The sequence below is a fragment of the Hydrosulfovibrio ferrireducens genome (assembly GCF_046883345.1).
Lineage (GTDB): Bacteria > Desulfobacterota > Desulfobulbia > Desulfobulbales > Desulfurivibrionaceae > Thiovibrio > Thiovibrio ferrireducens.
On record NZ_JALKCW010000001.1, the window covers coordinates 17,193 to 32,205 of the forward strand.

At 49.4% G+C, this 15,013-nt stretch carries 29 protein-coding genes; all 29 read right to left on the reverse strand.

All coding sequences use genetic code 11. The annotated features are described in order from the left end of the window. Positions 1–630: a 30S ribosomal protein S4 gene (gene rpsD / locus MWR57_RS00105; protein WP_423122769.1), complete on the reverse strand. Its 630-nt coding sequence runs from the start codon at positions 628–630 to the stop codon at positions 1–3. A 69-nt stretch (positions 631–699) separates the two neighbouring features. Further along, positions 700–1,092, reverse strand: coding sequence for a 30S ribosomal protein S11 (gene rpsK, locus MWR57_RS00110; RefSeq protein ID WP_307632941.1), 393 nt, complete (start codon positions 1,090–1,092; stop codon positions 700–702). Positions 1,093–1,131: 39 nt separating this feature from the next. Beyond that, positions 1,132–1,500 (reverse strand): 30S ribosomal protein S13, encoded by a 369-nt coding sequence (rpsM, locus tag MWR57_RS00115; protein WP_423122747.1) that lies wholly within the window; start codon positions 1,498–1,500, stop codon positions 1,132–1,134. Positions 1,501–1,537: 37 nt separating this feature from the next. Beyond that, complete coding sequence (rpmJ, locus tag MWR57_RS00120) at positions 1,538–1,651, reverse strand: 50S ribosomal protein L36 (protein ID WP_307632939.1); 114 nt, start codon at positions 1,649–1,651, stop codon at positions 1,538–1,540. A 34-nt stretch (positions 1,652–1,685) separates the two neighbouring features. Continuing rightward, positions 1,686–1,910 (reverse strand): translation initiation factor IF-1, encoded by a 225-nt coding sequence (gene infA, locus MWR57_RS00125; protein WP_307632938.1) that lies wholly within the window; start codon positions 1,908–1,910, stop codon positions 1,686–1,688. A gap of 133 nt (positions 1,911–2,043) precedes the next feature. After that, positions 2,044–2,802 (reverse strand): type I methionyl aminopeptidase, encoded by a 759-nt coding sequence (gene map, locus MWR57_RS00130; RefSeq protein ID WP_423122748.1) that lies wholly within the window; start codon positions 2,800–2,802, stop codon positions 2,044–2,046. 17 nt (positions 2,803–2,819) lie between these two features. After that, on the reverse strand, positions 2,820–4,130 hold the full coding sequence (secY, locus tag MWR57_RS00135) for a preprotein translocase subunit SecY (protein ID WP_423122749.1): 1,311 nt from the start codon (positions 4,128–4,130) through the stop codon (positions 2,820–2,822). A gap of 4 nt (positions 4,131–4,134) precedes the next feature. Further along, the gene (gene rplO / locus MWR57_RS00140) at positions 4,135–4,575 is read right to left on the reverse strand and encodes a 50S ribosomal protein L15 (RefSeq protein ID WP_479723925.1); all 441 of its coding nucleotides are present in this window, start codon (positions 4,573–4,575) and stop codon (positions 4,135–4,137) included. A 3-nt stretch (positions 4,576–4,578) separates the two neighbouring features. Then, positions 4,579–4,758 carry a 50S ribosomal protein L30 gene (gene rpmD, locus MWR57_RS00145; protein ID WP_423122750.1) on the reverse strand — a complete coding sequence of 60 codons (180 nt, stop codon included), beginning with the start codon at positions 4,756–4,758 and terminating at the stop codon, positions 4,579–4,581. A gap of 106 nt (positions 4,759–4,864) precedes the next feature. Further along, positions 4,865–5,374 (reverse strand): 30S ribosomal protein S5, encoded by a 510-nt coding sequence (rpsE, locus tag MWR57_RS00150; RefSeq protein ID WP_423122751.1) that lies wholly within the window; start codon positions 5,372–5,374, stop codon positions 4,865–4,867. A gap of 63 nt (positions 5,375–5,437) precedes the next feature. Further along, positions 5,438–5,803 (reverse strand): 50S ribosomal protein L18, encoded by a 366-nt coding sequence (rplR, locus tag MWR57_RS00155; protein ID WP_423122752.1) that lies wholly within the window; start codon positions 5,801–5,803, stop codon positions 5,438–5,440. A 57-nt stretch (positions 5,804–5,860) separates the two neighbouring features. Then, the gene (gene rplF / locus MWR57_RS00160; RefSeq protein WP_423122753.1) at positions 5,861–6,403 is read right to left on the reverse strand and encodes a 50S ribosomal protein L6; all 543 of its coding nucleotides are present in this window, start codon (positions 6,401–6,403) and stop codon (positions 5,861–5,863) included. Positions 6,404–6,457: 54 nt separating this feature from the next. Next, entirely contained in the window at positions 6,458–6,856 is a 399-nt protein-coding gene (rpsH, locus tag MWR57_RS00165; RefSeq protein WP_423122754.1) for a 30S ribosomal protein S8, read from the reverse strand. A gap of 70 nt (positions 6,857–6,926) precedes the next feature. Next, a complete protein-coding gene (locus MWR57_RS00170) occupies positions 6,927–7,112 on the reverse strand; it encodes a type Z 30S ribosomal protein S14 (protein ID WP_423122755.1) in 186 nt (61 codons plus the stop codon). A 21-nt stretch (positions 7,113–7,133) separates the two neighbouring features. Continuing rightward, complete coding sequence (rplE, locus tag MWR57_RS00175) at positions 7,134–7,673, reverse strand: 50S ribosomal protein L5 (protein WP_423122756.1); 540 nt, start codon at positions 7,671–7,673, stop codon at positions 7,134–7,136. 30 nt (positions 7,674–7,703) lie between these two features. Further along, complete coding sequence (gene rplX / locus MWR57_RS00180) at positions 7,704–8,036, reverse strand: 50S ribosomal protein L24 (protein ID WP_423122757.1); 333 nt, start codon at positions 8,034–8,036, stop codon at positions 7,704–7,706. 75 nt (positions 8,037–8,111) lie between these two features. Next, complete coding sequence (gene rplN, locus MWR57_RS00185; protein ID WP_423122758.1) at positions 8,112–8,480, reverse strand: 50S ribosomal protein L14; 369 nt, start codon at positions 8,478–8,480, stop codon at positions 8,112–8,114. A gap of 74 nt (positions 8,481–8,554) precedes the next feature. Continuing rightward, positions 8,555–8,815, reverse strand: a complete 261-nt coding sequence (gene rpsQ, locus MWR57_RS00190; protein ID WP_423122759.1) for a 30S ribosomal protein S17 — start codon at positions 8,813–8,815, stop codon at positions 8,555–8,557. Between the two features lie 82 nt (positions 8,816–8,897). Beyond that, positions 8,898–9,086 (reverse strand): 50S ribosomal protein L29, encoded by a 189-nt coding sequence (rpmC, locus tag MWR57_RS00195; protein ID WP_423122760.1) that lies wholly within the window; start codon positions 9,084–9,086, stop codon positions 8,898–8,900. After that, the gene (rplP, locus tag MWR57_RS00200; protein ID WP_423122761.1) at positions 9,083–9,499 is read right to left on the reverse strand and encodes a 50S ribosomal protein L16; all 417 of its coding nucleotides are present in this window, start codon (positions 9,497–9,499) and stop codon (positions 9,083–9,085) included. The genes rpmC and rplP overlap by 4 nt, the downstream gene beginning before the upstream one ends. A gap of 54 nt (positions 9,500–9,553) precedes the next feature. Then, entirely contained in the window at positions 9,554–10,201 is a 648-nt protein-coding gene (rpsC, locus tag MWR57_RS00205; protein WP_423122762.1) for a 30S ribosomal protein S3, read from the reverse strand. Positions 10,202–10,270: 69 nt separating this feature from the next. Continuing rightward, a complete protein-coding gene (gene rplV / locus MWR57_RS00210) occupies positions 10,271–10,603 on the reverse strand; it encodes a 50S ribosomal protein L22 (RefSeq protein ID WP_307632922.1) in 333 nt (110 codons plus the stop codon). Between the two features lie 49 nt (positions 10,604–10,652). Further along, the gene (gene rpsS / locus MWR57_RS00215; RefSeq protein ID WP_423122763.1) at positions 10,653–10,928 is read right to left on the reverse strand and encodes a 30S ribosomal protein S19; all 276 of its coding nucleotides are present in this window, start codon (positions 10,926–10,928) and stop codon (positions 10,653–10,655) included. A gap of 15 nt (positions 10,929–10,943) precedes the next feature. Then, on the reverse strand, positions 10,944–11,765 hold the full coding sequence (rplB, locus tag MWR57_RS00220; RefSeq protein ID WP_423122764.1) for a 50S ribosomal protein L2: 822 nt from the start codon (positions 11,763–11,765) through the stop codon (positions 10,944–10,946). Positions 11,766–11,836: 71 nt separating this feature from the next. After that, positions 11,837–12,127, reverse strand: coding sequence for a 50S ribosomal protein L23 (locus MWR57_RS00225; RefSeq protein ID WP_423122765.1), 291 nt, complete (start codon positions 12,125–12,127; stop codon positions 11,837–11,839). Continuing rightward, positions 12,124–12,747, reverse strand: coding sequence for a 50S ribosomal protein L4 (gene rplD, locus MWR57_RS00230; RefSeq protein ID WP_423122766.1), 624 nt, complete (start codon positions 12,745–12,747; stop codon positions 12,124–12,126). Before rplD ends, MWR57_RS00225 begins: the two co-directional genes overlap by 4 nt. Before the next feature lie 42 nt (positions 12,748–12,789). Then, on the reverse strand, positions 12,790–13,419 hold the full coding sequence (rplC, locus tag MWR57_RS00235) for a 50S ribosomal protein L3 (protein ID WP_423122767.1): 630 nt from the start codon (positions 13,417–13,419) through the stop codon (positions 12,790–12,792). A gap of 68 nt (positions 13,420–13,487) precedes the next feature. Then, on the reverse strand, positions 13,488–13,796 hold the full coding sequence (gene rpsJ / locus MWR57_RS00240) for a 30S ribosomal protein S10 (RefSeq protein WP_307634065.1): 309 nt from the start codon (positions 13,794–13,796) through the stop codon (positions 13,488–13,490). A 15-nt stretch (positions 13,797–13,811) separates the two neighbouring features. Beyond that, positions 13,812–15,002, reverse strand: a complete 1,191-nt coding sequence (tuf, locus tag MWR57_RS00245) for an elongation factor Tu (protein ID WP_423122768.1) — start codon at positions 15,000–15,002, stop codon at positions 13,812–13,814. Positions 15,003–15,013 lie beyond the last annotated feature (11 nt).

The following is a 15,013-nucleotide window of genomic DNA, read 5'->3' on the forward strand; positions in this document are numbered from 1 at the left end:
TTATTTGGAATAAAGCTCTACAATCAACTGCTCCTGAATCGGCATGGTGATTTCCTGCCGAACCGGCAATGCTTTCACAGTTCCCTTGTAGTTATCCTTATCAAGCTCCAACCAGCTTGGCACACCCCGACGCACAACGGCTTCAAGGCTCTCATTGATGGCACCGACCTTGCGGCTTTTTTCCTTCAAGGTAATGACGTCATTCACAGAAACCCGGAAGGAAGGAATGTTCACCTTCCTGCCATTTACCTCAATATGATTATGCCGCACCAATTGACGTCCCTGATTCCGGGAGTTTGCATAACCAAGGCGGTAAATTACGTTATCGAGCCTGCTTTCCAGAAGCATCAACAGGTTTTCGCCGGTAACGCCCTTGATACGCTCGGCAATCTCAAAATATTTGCGGAACTGGCCTTCCAGCATGCCATAGATCCGACGGACCTTTTGTTTTTCCCGCAACTGAATGGCATAGTCGGAAACCTTGCGCATACGGGCCTGCCCATGCTGGCCTGGGGCAAAAGAACGCCTTTCAAAGGCACACTTGTCCGAATAACATCTGTCGCCTTTCAAAAACAACTTGAGTTTTTCCCGCCGACACTGCCGGCATTCCGCGCCTCTATATCTGGCCAATTTGGACCTCCACTCAATCTCACTCAATCATACTTTAATTGTCAAATACCCTGCAACCCGCCTGCTTTGCTACACCCTTCTTCTCTTGGGTGGCTTGCAGCCATTATGCGGCACTGGAGTCACATCACGGATAACGCTGACATCAAATCCATTGGTCTGCAAAGCCCGAATAGCGGATTCACGTCCAGGTCCAGGCCCATTGACTCTAACCTCAACCTTGCGCATCCCATGTTCCTGGGCTTTTTTCGCCGCGGCATCAACCGTGTTCTGCGCAGCAAAAGGGGTGCTCTTCCGTGACCCCTTAAACCCCAGACAACCGGCACTGGACCAGGAGATCACATTCCCCTGCCTGTCCGCAAAAGTAACCAAGGTGTTGTTAAAGGTGGAGTGGATAAAACATATCCCCTCAGGTACGTTTTTCTTTTCCTTGCGCTTCGGACGACTCGCTTTCGGACTAGCCATTATAACTCCTATAAACAATCCAGAATGATTATTTAATCTCTACTTTTTACTTTTGATCGCTGACCGCCTCGGCCCTTTTCTGGTCCGGGCATTGGTCTTGGTGCGCTGTCCCCGACAGGGAAGCCCCTTACGGTGACGGATCCCGCGATAGCATCCCGCATCGGTCAGCCTCTTGACATCCATGGCCACTTCCCGACGACGATCGCCCTCGACAACGAACTGATCATCCATGATTTTTCTGATGTTGGTAACATCACTTTCCGACAAATCATCGCTGTTCGTTGTATGCGGCAAACCAACCATATCCAGGATTTTACGGGCAGAGGTTCTGCCAATTCCATGGATGTAGGTTAAAGCAATAACCATGTGCTTATTTCTTGGTAAATCAACACCAGCTAAACGTGCCAAGGCATGCCTCCCTTGTTAGTCAAAATAAATGAAAAAATTATCCCTGCCGCTGTTTGTGCTTTTTTATCTTGCATGAAACACGCAAGACGCCTTTCCGTTTGAACACCCGGCAGTCACTACAAATTTTCTTCACAGAAGATCTTACTTTCATTACGCAACCCTTTTGTTATGGGGCAAAGAATCAACTACTTCTTCTTTGCCCTGAATGTCACTCTTCCCCGTGTGAGATCATAAGGAGATAACTCGACAGTGACACGATCTCCCGGGAGAATCTTAATAAAATGCATCCTCATCTTTCCGGAAATATGGGCTAAAATCCGATGGCCATTATCGAGCTCGACCCGAAACATTGCATTGGGGAGCGGCTCTACGATGGTCCCTTCAACCTGAATAGCTTCTTCTTTGGACATAAACCCCTTATTTCCTACAAAACACTTCTTTCCGCCGATATCCACACATGCGATATTCAGGCAGACAGAAAGCAGAGGATATTACCTTATTTATTTTTTTTTGCCTTATATTTTTTCATAAAGACAAAAATAGCTACCCAGAAAGTTCGCTCAGAATGAGGGGCTCACCTTCTGTCACCGCAATCGAATGCTCAAAATGCGCAGAGACTTTCCTATCCCTTGTCACAACAGTCCAACCGTCTCGCAGCACATCAACCGAATGGGTGCCGAGATTCACCATGGGCTCTATGGCCAGCACCATGCCGGGCATGAGCTTGGGTGTACGTTCGGCCCGGACATAATTTGGAATCTCCGGCGCCTCATGGAGCTGGCTCCCAATGCCATGGCCGACAAACTGGCGGACCACTGAAAAACCGTGCTTTTCAACATGTTCCTGCACGGCCTGCGATATATCATTTATGCGATTCCCAGGGATTGCCTGAGAAATACCCTTATACAGGGCGGCACGCGTAACCTCAAGCAAGGACAGACGCTCCGGGGCCACCTGCCCCACAGGAATGCTGACTGCTGCATCCCCGTAATATCCCTTATATTTCACGCCAAAATCTATGCTGACAACATCGCCATCCCGGACAACCACCTTCTTGGATGGAATCCCGTGCACAACCTGTTCGTTGATGGAAACACATAAACTGCCCGGAAAACCGCGATACCCTTTAAAGGCTGGCTCAGCGCCATTATCACGACAATACTTCTCCGCCAAGGCATCCAGATACAAGGTGGTGCAACCAACCTCAATCTTCTCGGCAAGCAGGGCCAAGGTCCGGGCAACAATCTGGTTCGCCTCCTGCAACAACACAATTTCTCGAGGCGACTTCAGTATAATTGCCATGTTCCCATCACAAAACGCTATGAACGACCCTTAAAGCCACCTGACTTCATGAAACCATCATAATTACGCATAACCGTATGGGACTCGATCTGCGCTATTGTATCAATCGCCACGCCAACGACAATCAGCAGAGCGGTGCCCCCGAAATAAAAAGGCACATGCAGCTTGTTAATCAAAATGGTCGGCAACACGCAGATAACGCTGATATACGCAGCACCGATCACCGTCATCCGCACCACAATCTTATCGATAAAATCGGAGGTTTTCTTGCCGGGTCTGATTCCTGGCACAAAACCACCGTGTTTTTTCAGGTTTTCCGCGATGTCAACCGGGTTAAATGTAACCGCAGTATAGAAAAAGCAGAAAAAGACGATGAAGCCAACAAAAAGCAAGGTGTGCGGCAGGCTTCCCCAGCTCAGGGCTGCGCTCACCTTCTGTACCCAATCAACCTGGATAAACTGACCGATGGTGGCGGGAAACATCATGATTGACGAAGCAAAAATCGGAGGAATAACCCCGGACATATTGATTTTAAGAGGAAGGTGTGATTGCTGCCCCCCGTACATCTGCCGCCCGACCATCCGCTTCGCATACTGAATGGGAATCCGCCGCTGCGCCGTCTCAAAAAAGATGACAAATGCGATTACCGCGGCAATCATGACCAACAAAACAGGCAGCATGATATAGGCGATTTCCCCGGCGCTGGCCATCTTGAAGGTGTTCACCAGCGCGGCAGGCATACTCGCCACAATACCGGCAAAGATTATCATGGAAATACCGTTGCCGATCCCCCGTTCGGTAATCTGCTCCCCAAGCCACATGATAAACGCGGTGCCGGAAGTCAAAGTCAGCATCGTCATCAAACGGAAATGCCAACCGGAGGCAATAACCACCATCTCCCCTGTTCCGGGCGCGGTCATGCTTTCCAGTCCGATACTGATGAACAATCCTTGAATCAAGCTTAAGACAACCGTGGCGTAGCGGGTATATTGGGTGATTTTACGGCGTCCAGCCTCGCCCTCTTTTGAAAGAGCTTCAAGCTGGGGAACAACCACGGTCAACAATTGGAAAATGATCGAGGCGCTGATGTAAGGCATGATGCCGAGGGCGAAAATGGAAAAATTTTCCAAGGCCCCGCCGGAAAACATGTTGAACATGTCAAACAGCGAACCAGCGCTTTTTTGAAAAAATTGGCTGACCGCCTCGCCATTGATGCCTGGAGTCGGGATCTGCACCCCGGCTCTATACACGGCAAGCATTATGACAGTGAATAAAATCCGGCGCCTTAATTCCGGGATGTTCGCAGCATTCTGAACCCCAGCGCGCATCTAGTTATTCCTCAATCCTTCCGCCAACTGCTTCAATCTTCTGACGCGCAGAACCACTCACCTTATCGACGGCAAGGGTAAGAGCATGCTTCAATTCCCCGTTTCCGAGGACTTTCACGAGATCATCACTCTTAGAAACAAGGCCGGCAGCAATCAGGGCCTCTCGGTCAATCCGGGTGTCGGCGGCAAACCGCTCAAGATCCTGCACATTCACTATGGCGTAAACTTTCTTGAAGATATTGTTAAAGCCGCGCTTGGGCAACCGGCGCTGGAGAGGCATCTGACCGCCTTCGAATCCCAGCTTGATGCCGCCGCCGGAGCGGGCCTTATGGCCCTTATGCCCACGGGTTGCTGTCTTACCATGACCGGAACCAAGACCCCGGCCCACTCTTTTTCTCGGCTTTCTTGAACCTGGCTGCGGCGACAAATTGCTTAACGTCAACATAAATTAATCCTCCACCTCAACCAGATGTTCGACTTTTTTAATCATCCCCCGAATTTCAGGGGTATCCTGCCGGATTACAGTTTTATTCATCTTGGTCAGCCCCAGGCCGATCAACGTCGCACGTATTTTTTCAGTGCTCCCGATCTTGCTTTTCTTCAGGGTCACTTTGAGCTGATTTGCCATATAGATACCTATTCGCTCTTCATTAAAGTCATGCTGTTTTCAGCACACAATTACCGCTGGCTCGATCCGTCCCGGACAATGCATTCCCGGGGGCGTAAGAAACAGTTCAGGCAGAAATTTCCTCGACGGATTTCCCACGACTCGTTGCGATCTGCTGAGGAGTCCGGAGCCGATGCAAACCGTCCATGGTGGCCTTAACCAGATTATGGGGGTTATGCGAGCCGATACACTTGGTCAGTATGTTATGCACTCCGGCCGCTTCCAACACGGCGCGAACAGCACCACCGGCAATAACCCCGGTACCCTCAACGGCGGGTTTCAACATTACATTCCCTGCGCCGAATTTCCCGTAAACCTCATGCGGAATGCTCAGGTCGGTTATGGAAACACGTTTCATATCCTTACGCGCCTGCTCAACGCCTTTCCTGATCGCCTCAGGCACCTGATTGGCTTTACCAAGACCGCAACCGACCTTTCCTTTTCCATCACCCACAACAACGATGGCGCTGAAACTGAAACGACGTCCACCTTTCACTACCTTCGCAGTTCTATTGATATGAACAATCTTTTCAATAAACTGGTCATCGCCGCTCGTGTTCTTATTAAAATCTGACAAGGTTCACCCCCAAATTGCTTTGGAATTTTTCACAGGGATAAGAATTTTTCTTCGTACAGTTAACTAGAAATCAAGACCGCCTTCACGGGCGCCTTCAGACAGAGCCTTGACCCGGCCATGATAGATGTATCCGCCTCTGTCGAAAACCACCTTTTCGATCCCTTTGCCTTTGGCAAGTTCGGCAATTTTCAACCCTACCTGACGCGCCTTCTCAGACTTGCCCTTGATATCGGCGGCAATCATCCCCTTATCAACAGTGGACATGGCAGCCAGGGTATTGCCGGCAACATCGTCTATAATCTGGCAATAGATATGTTTTGCGCTTTTAAAAACACGCAAACGAGGTCTCTCAGGAGTCCCGACAATATTCTTCCTGATCCGCTTAACCCGCTTGATACGAGCACTTTCTTTCGGATTTATCTTACCCATTGTTTTGCCTTATAAATATTTATCTCTTGCAACCCGCGAAAAGCCTAGGCGTCATTTCTACTTTTTGGAAGCAGACTTACCAGCTTTCCGGGCTATATATTCATCTGCGTAACGAATTCCCTTGCCCTTATAAGGCTCAGGCGGACGCACAGCACGGATTTTAGCGGCAGTTTCACCCAGCAACTCTTTATCAATACAATCCAAGGTGACATTATTTGCTTTATCAACTTCAGCAGAAACACTTTTAGGAAGATCAAACTCAACCGGATTTGAATAGCCCACGCTCAGGTTTAAAACAGAGCCTTTAACCTCGGCCCGGTAACCAACGCCTTCGATGGCTAATTTTTTCTGAAAACCCTTGTCCACGCCAACAATCATGTTGTTGACCAAGGTACGAGTGAGTCCGGAAAAGGCCCTGGTCCGTTTGCTATTATCCTTACGGACAACGATCAGGTTGTCCCCTTCTGCCTGCAAAGCAATCTCGGGGCGGATAGTCCGCTCCAGCGTACCTTTGGGCCCGGCGACTTTAACGAATGTTCCATTTATATCAAGCTTAACCCCTTTAGGGACAGGGATAGGTTGATTGCCAATCCTAGACATGGCGATTCTCCACTTGTTACGTAATACTCAATAGTTAGCAATTACAAATTCGACTTACCAAACTTCACAGAGAAGCTCGCCGCCAATCTTCATGGCCCGGGCCTCTTTATCCGTGAATATCCCCTTGGAGGTCGAGATAATCGCGATACCAAGGCCACTCATTACCTTGGGGATCTGGTCGTGCTTCACATAGATACGGCGACCAGGCTTGCTGACCCGCTTCAGGTTGGTGATAATCCGCTCATTGTTCTGGTCGTATTTCATTTCAATACGCAAAACACCTTGCGTGTCCGTATCAAGGACTTGATAGTCATTGATAAAGCCTTCCTTCTTCAGGATCGCAGCAACACCGGTTTTCACTTTCGAAAGCGGCATTTCCACAGTCTCAAACTTGACCATACCGGCATTTCTTATCCTGGTCAGCATATCAGCCAGGGGGTCAGTCATGGACATAGTCCTTGCTCCCTATGATGATTTTTAAAACAAACAGTTAACATATCTACGGCGAGTACAATCAACACTATTACCAACTTGACTTGGTAACACCGGTAATTTCACCACGATTAGCCAAATTACGGAAACAGATACGGCAGACGCCGAATTTTCTATAAACAGCTTTCGACCGGCCGCATAAACCGCAACGGTTATATGCCCTCACTGGAAACTTCGGCGTCCGCTTGCACTTTGCTATCAAAGACTTTTTAGCCAACTTCTTCCTCCTTACCCTGTGCTATTTCCTAAAGGGCATTCCCATTGCTTTCAAAAGAAACCGGCCTTCATCATCTGTCTCGGCGGTCGTAGTAATCGCAATATTGAGTCCCTTGATCTTGTCAATTTTGTCATAGTCAATTTCAGGGAAAATAATGTGCTCTTTGATGCCCATGGCATAATTACCACGCCCATCAAAGGCCTTCATGGATAACCCGCGGAAGTCACGGACCCGCGGCAAGGCAATATGCACCAGCTTGGCAAAAAAATCATACATCCGGTCGCCGCGAAGCGTGACCCTGCAACCAATGGGCACCCCGGCACGCAACTTAAAGCCGGCGATGGATTTCTTGGCCTTGGTAACAACGGCCTTCTGCCCAGCAATCAAAGTCAGCTCCTGAACCGCACTGTCGATGATCTTCGGGTTCTGCACCGCCTCTCCCAAGCCCATGTTCAACACGATCTTGGTTATCTTCGGCACCCGCATGATGTTCTGATAGCCGAATTCCTTCATGAGCTGCGGGACACACTCGCCCTGATATATCTCTTTTACCCCAGCCATTCTTGCCTCCAAAAAAAAAATCAGGACCTATTAGGCTTTCGCCTCTAAAGATTCATTACATTTCTTGCAAATGCGAACCTTAGATCCATCTTCCAGTATTTTTTTGCCTACACGTGAAGTCTTGGAACATTTAGGACAGATCACCATCAGATTGGAAGCATCAAGAGCTGCTTCCTTCTCAATGATCCCGCCCTGCTGGTTCATTTGACTGGGCTTCGTGTGCCGCTTTATCATGTTGATCTTTTCAACAATGGCTTTGCCATCGGTGGCGTTGACCTTGATGACCTTGCCGACACGACCTTTGTCCTTACCGGCGATCACCTCAACCTGATCATTTATTTTCAGATGTGTTTTTGCTCTCATACCTTCAGCCTCTCAACCACCCAAGATGTGGGCGGGAACTCTCTTTGAACATCCAGCTCTTCGTTTTAACCTCGGTTACAGAACTTCAGGGGCCAACGATATAATTTTCATATACCCCTTCGGCCGCAACTCCCTGGCAACCGGACCGAAAATACGGCTTCCAATCGGCTCCCCGGAATTTGCAAGCAACACGGCTGAATTATCATCAAACCGGACGATGGTGTCGTCCGTGCGACGAATCTCTTTGACGGTCCTGACCACAACGGCCCGGAGAACATCACCCTTCTTAACCTTGGCGTTGGGAATCGCTTCTTTGACGGTGACAACAATAACATCACCAACAGAGGCATACCGACGCCTTGTTCCGCCCAAGACCCTTATGCAAAGAACCTTTTTGGCGCCTGAATTATCTGCTACATTAAGTACGGTTTCTGTTTGTATCATTTCTTCACCAACCGCAGAACACTTTAAAAGTACCCAAGCAAACTGCCGGGAACTTAGTTATCAAAAACCGCAAATTATACGGCCTTCTCGATGACTTCCATAATCCGCCACCGTTTATTCTTGCTCAACGGACGGCATTCTTCTATCAAAACCCTGTCACCAACGCTGCAACTGTTTTCCGGGTCGTGAACCATGCATTTATTATGCTGGCGCATGAACTTCCCATACAGTTTATGCGGGACAAGGCGCTCGGTCTGAACAATAGCACTTTTGTCCATCTTGGTGCTGACTACGAAACCAACCCGAGTCTTCTTATTCGATTTTCCATCAACCATGAAAGTATCCTACCAAATAGCGTTATCGATTGGCGCAAGCACTAAAAACAACCAGTAATCTTGGCCAGAAACCAGCTATACGTTACGCGGTATGCGCAGTAAGAGCGGTTTGCATCCGGGCAATTTCTTTACGCAACTGCCGCAATTTTGCCGTATTTTCCAAGGGACGAATGCCGTGCTGGAACTTCAGCCTGAAATGCTCCTCCGACAATTCCCGAACCTTGGCAACAAGCTCATCTTTTCCAAGCTCGCGTATATCTTTCATTTTCATAAGGTTTCCCCCACATAAATTACTTTAGTCGGGAAAGGCAACTTATTGGCGGCCAACTGCAACGCCTCCCTGGCCAAATCATCATCAACCCCGGCCAGTTCATACAGTATGCGGCCCGGCTTTACCTGGGCGACCCAATATTCCGGATTACCCTTGCCTTTTCCCATCCGGGTTTCAGCAGGCTTCTTGGTAATGGGCTTATCCGGAAAAATCCGGATCCACAGTTGTCCGGTTCTTTTAATCTTTCTATTGATTGCAATACGAGCCGCCTCAATCTGCTGGGCGGTCATTTTGCCACAGCCGACAGCCTTTAGGGCATATTCACCGAAAGAAAATCCAGACCCGCGATACGCTGCGCCAGTCAGGCGGCCCTTAAACATCTTTCTATGTTTTACTTTTTTTGGACTTAACATCGGTATATCCTATCTGTGACTGACTTATTTAAAGCCGTTTCACCCGATAACGAGTTATTCGGCAATCTGGTCGGCAGCACTCAGAACTTCACCCTTGAAGATCCAGACCTTAACGCCGATCTTGCCATAGGTAGTATTCGCCTCGGCAATACCATAATCCACATCAGCACGAAGAGTATGCAGGGGGACTCGACCCTCGCGCACCCATTCCTGACGAGCTATTTCCGCACCACCCAGCCGTCCTGAACACGCGATTTTAACACCTTTAGCGCCGAACTTCAAGGCCATATTTACTGACTTCTTCATGGCACGCCGGAAGGCTACCCGTCTTTCAAGCTGCAAAGCAATGTTCTCCGCCACCAGTTGCGCATCTGCCTCAGGACGACGAACCTCCTGAATATCAAGAACGCACTCCTTGCCGGTCAATTTGTCAATTTCAGCCTTCAGAACCTCGATCTCTGTCCCTTTTTTGCCGATAACAATGCCTGGACGGGCGGTATGGAGCTTAATCCGGAGCTTATCGCCGGTTCTGGCTATCTGAATTTTGGAAATGCCAGCATGATAGAGCCGCTTTTTTAGAAATTTCCTCAGGCTCTGATCCTCAAGAAATTTTTTGGCATAATCCTTGTCGGCGTACCAGATGGAGTCCCAGGTACGTATAATATTCAGTCGTAAACCTATCGGATTAACTTTCTGGCCCAAAACCTTCCTCCATTCTCATTGAAATGCAAATCAAAGTACTGATGAATACCCTATTACTTCTGTATTCTGTTATTGCTCATCCAAAACAACAGTGATGTGGCTCGTTCTTTTCAGAATTCTGTTCGCCCGCCCTTGGGCACGCGGCATGATTCTTTTCAGCATCGGCCCGCCGTCTATAAAAATAGACTTCACATAGAGGGTATCCACGTCGATACTCTCATTCTGACTGGCATTGGCCACTGCTGACTCAATAACTTTTTTCAGCAACCGGGCGCCTTTTTTAGGCAAAAACCGCAGTGCGTTAATGGCATGATCAACACTTTTTCCGCGGACCAGATCGGCAACGAGCCTGGCTTTTTGCGGTGAAATCCTTATATAACGAGCAAGCGCTTTTGCTTCCATCGAATGAACTCCTTTCTTTACCTGAAGACCGTGTCCGGTTTAGCAGCTTTTATTTCTTTTTCTTCTTGTCCGCTGCGTGACCGTAGTAGGTACGAGTCGGCGAAAACTCACCAAGCTTATGTCCTACCATGTTTTCCGTCACAAAAACCGGGATGAACTTTTTGCCATTGTGCACGGCAAAAGTGAGCCCAACCATTTCCGGAATTACATCAGAACGTCTGGACCAGGTCTGGATAACCTTCCTGGAGCCTTCATCCTTGGCCTTCATGACCTTTGACATCAAATGGTCATCTACAAATGGACCTTTTTTAACTGAACGTCCCACTTGTATACCCCCTAATTATGATCTTTTCTTAACGATAAATTTATCGGATGACTTCTTGCCGCGTGTTTTATAACCCTTGGTGGGAACGCCCCACGGGGTACAAGGATGGCGACCACCAGAGCTTTTACCCTCACCACCACCCATTGGATGATCAAGCGGGTTCATGGCAACACCACGAACCTTGGGACGGTTTCCTTTCCAACGACTCCGTCCAGCCTTGCCGAGCTTCTGGCTCTCGTGTTCATTGTTGCCTACCTGACCAATACAGGCCCGACATTTCCGGTGAAATTTGCGAACCTCGCCCGAAGGCAATTTCACCGTAACATACTCGCCTTCCTTGGCCATAAGCTGCGCGGAGACACCAGCGCTTCTCACGAGTTGCGCACCCTTGCCGATTTTCATCTCGAGATTATGAATGATGCTGCCGAGCGGCATGTTGCCCATGGGCAAACAGTTGCCTGGCTTAATATCAACAGCCTCACCCGCGACAACGGTATCTCCAATCTTGATTCCCAGAGGAGAAAGGATATAGCGTTTTTCGCCATCCACGTAGTTCAGCAGAGCCAAATTCGCCGAACGATTCGGGTCGTATTCTATAGCAGCGACTTTTGCAGGGATATCCATCTTTTCCCGCTTAAAGTCGATCAAACGATATTTCCGCTTATGACCCCCACCAATATGCCTGGATGTAATGCGCCCATTGTTGTTCCGTCCCCCGGTCTTGCTGATGGGGCGAACCAACGATTTCTGCGGTTTATCCTTTGACAACTCGGGATTGACAACTGTAACAAGTGTTCTTCTGCCCGGTGATGTAGGTTTATAGGTCTTTAATGCCATTTCAAACCCCGATAATATTTAAATTCCGTATTCGTAACAAAAAATTACAGCTCTTGCCGACGAGACTTCCCTTAAATCTTCTCAAGGAAATCGATCTTATTCCCTTCTTCAAGAGTAACAATGGCCTTTTTCCAGTCTGACTGCTGTCCGAAATTCTTGCCAACACGTTTTTTCTTGCCGTGCATGTTCGCGGTCCGCACCGTGGCGACCTTAACGCTGAAGAGCTTTTCTACAGCATCCTTGATCTCAATTTTATTGGCGCGGGGATCAACCTTGACAACAACCTGATTGTGCATTTCCTGCAAACCAAGGGCCTTTTCCGTCAGGCAAGGTTTTTTGATAATACTGAACATATCTTTCATGACAACAACCTCTCTTCCAGCTGGCCAATACAAGGCTGCAGTAAGACAATGTGCTTATGGAGCAAAATGTCATAGACATTCAGCCCTGCCGTCGGAATAACCTTAAAGCCCTGAACATTGCGGGACGAACGCTCGAGATGATCATCACGCTCCGGAATTACAATCAAGGCATTATCGATCTTCAGGGCGTTCATGACCCCGATAAATTTCTTGGTCTTGATTTCTTCAATTTTGAAATTATCAAGAACCAACAAGAGCTTATCACCGAAGCGTGAGCTCAAAGCCATGCGGAGACCGAGCTTTTTAACCTTCTTGGGAAGCTTGAAGGAATAATCGCGGGGCTTCGGGCCAAAAACCACACCACCACCTCGCCACAGGGGAGAAGTTCTGGTTCCGGAACGTGCACGGCCGGTGCCTTTTTGTTTCCAGGGCTTCTTGCCGCCGCCACGGACCTCGGTCCGTGTTTTCGTGCAGGCAGTACCAGCCCGGCGGGCAGCGCGCTGCATCCGTACAATTTCATGAATGATATGGGGATTGACTGGAACGGCAAACAGATTGTCGTTCAACTCAAGATCGCCCACTTTCACATTTTCAACATTGAATATTTCAGTAACTGCCATTTCCGGCACCCCCAAAATAAATCTTAAGGCAACTAAGACTCATTATTTTGTATAAATATGCAACAAACCCTGCTTTGCACCAGGCACGCCGCCTTTGACGACAAGCACATTTTGCTCAGGCCGGATATCCATAATGGTCACGCTTTTCTTGGTGACCATATTCGTGCCCATATGCCCAGGCATCTTCTTCCCTTTAATAACCCGGCTCGGCCAAGCGCTACAACCAATGGAACCAGGAGCACGATGAAACATGGAACCATGGCCGGAAGGGCCGCCCTTAAAGCCGTGTCTTCGGATAACACCCTGAAAACCACGTCCTTTAACGGCACCGCTCACATCAATGATGTCGCCGACCTTGAAAAGATCCGATACCAATATTGCCTGCCCCACTTCAAACTGGCTGGGATCCGCAATCCGGAACTCTTTAATATGGTAAAATCCGCCCTTTCCTGAAGCCTTGGCATGACCGGCGTCCGGCTTGTTCAAACGAGATTCCCTCTTGGCGCCGAACCCGACCTGGATGGCATCGTACCCTTCCTTGGCAACGGATTTTTTCTGAAGCACCACACATGGTCCAGTTTCAATGACCGTTACCGCGACAGCAGTGCCGTCCTCGGAATAGATCCGGGTCATGCCAATCTTCTTACCCAGTAATCCTAATTTTTTAGGCATTGTTCCTACCTGTTTTTTTCTTCTCTGACATCAACTGTACCGTTGACCGGCACAACCGTTTCATAATCCTAAAGCTTGATTTCCACGTCAACTCCAGCGGAAAGCTCGAGTTTCATAAGCGCATCAATGGTCTGCTGCGTTGGCTCAAGAATGTCCAGCAACCTTCTGTGGGTGCGCATCTCAAACTGCTCACGGGATTTCTTATCCACATGCGGAGAGCGCAACACACAAAACTTGTTGATGGTGGTCGGCAGAGGAATCGGGCCAGCAACAGTTGCACCAGTACGCTTAGCAGTATCAACAATCTCGGAAGTGGATTGATCGATAAGCTTATGGTCGTACCCCTTAAGCCTGATGCGTATTTTCTGTGTCTGAATCATGCTCGCTCCACCTTATTCGATGATTTTATTGATAACACCGGCGCCCACGGTACGGCCGCCTTCGCGAATCGCGAAACGCAGACCTTCTTCCATGGCGATCGGGGTAATCAACTTCGCTTCTATGGTCACGTTGTCCCCAGGCATTACCATCTCTACACCCTCTTGCAGGTTCACAACCCCGGTCACGTCCGTGGTCCGGAAGTAGAACTGCGGGCGATATCCGTTGAAAAACGGTGTATGACGGCCACCCTCATCCTTGGACAGGATGTAGGCCTCGGCCATGAACTTCGTGTGCGGGGTAATGGAACCCGGCTTGGCCAATACCTGACCGCGCTCGATATCCTCACGCTTCAAGCCGCGCAGCAGCACGCCAACGTTATCGCCGGCCATGCCCTCATCAAGGAGCTTGCGGAACATCTCGACCCCGGTGACCGTGGTCTTGGCGGTATCGCGGATACCGATTACCTCGATTTCCTCGCCAACCTTCACCTTGCCGCGCTCGATACGACCGGTGGCTACCGTGCCACGGCCGGAGATGGAGAAAACGTCCTCAACCGGCATCAAGAAAGGCTTGTCGATATCACGGGCAGGCTCGGGAATAAAGCTGTCGCAGGCATCCATCAGATCCCAGATGCATTTGGCCGCAGCCTCGTCTTCAGGATTCTCAAGAGCCTTCAAGGCGCTGCCCTGGATGATCGGGGTGTCGTCGCCGGGAAAATTGTATTTGGAGAGCAGCTCGCGCAGCTCCATGTCCACCAGCTCCAGGAGCTCGGGATCATCAACCATGTCGCACTTGTTCATGAAGACCACAACCGAGGGAACACCTACCTGACGAGCAAGCAGGATGTGCTCACGGGTCTGCGGCATGGGGCCGTCCGTGGCGGCAACAACCAGGATGGCGCCGTCCATCTGCGCCGCACCGGTAATCATATTCTTGATGTAATCCGCATGCCCGGGGCAGTCAACGTGGGCGTAATGGCGCTTGTTGGATTCGTATTCCACATGGGCGGTCGCAATGGTGATACCACGCTCCTTTTCTTCCGGAGCCTTGTCGATCTGGTCAAACGCGGTGGCCTTGGCGAAGCCCTTGGTCGCCAATACCCGGGTAATGGCCGAGGTCAGGGTGGTCTTGCCATGGTCGATGTGGCCGATCGTCCCAATATTTACATGCGGTTTCTTGCGTTCAAATTTCTCTTTTGCCATGTCCTTTCCTC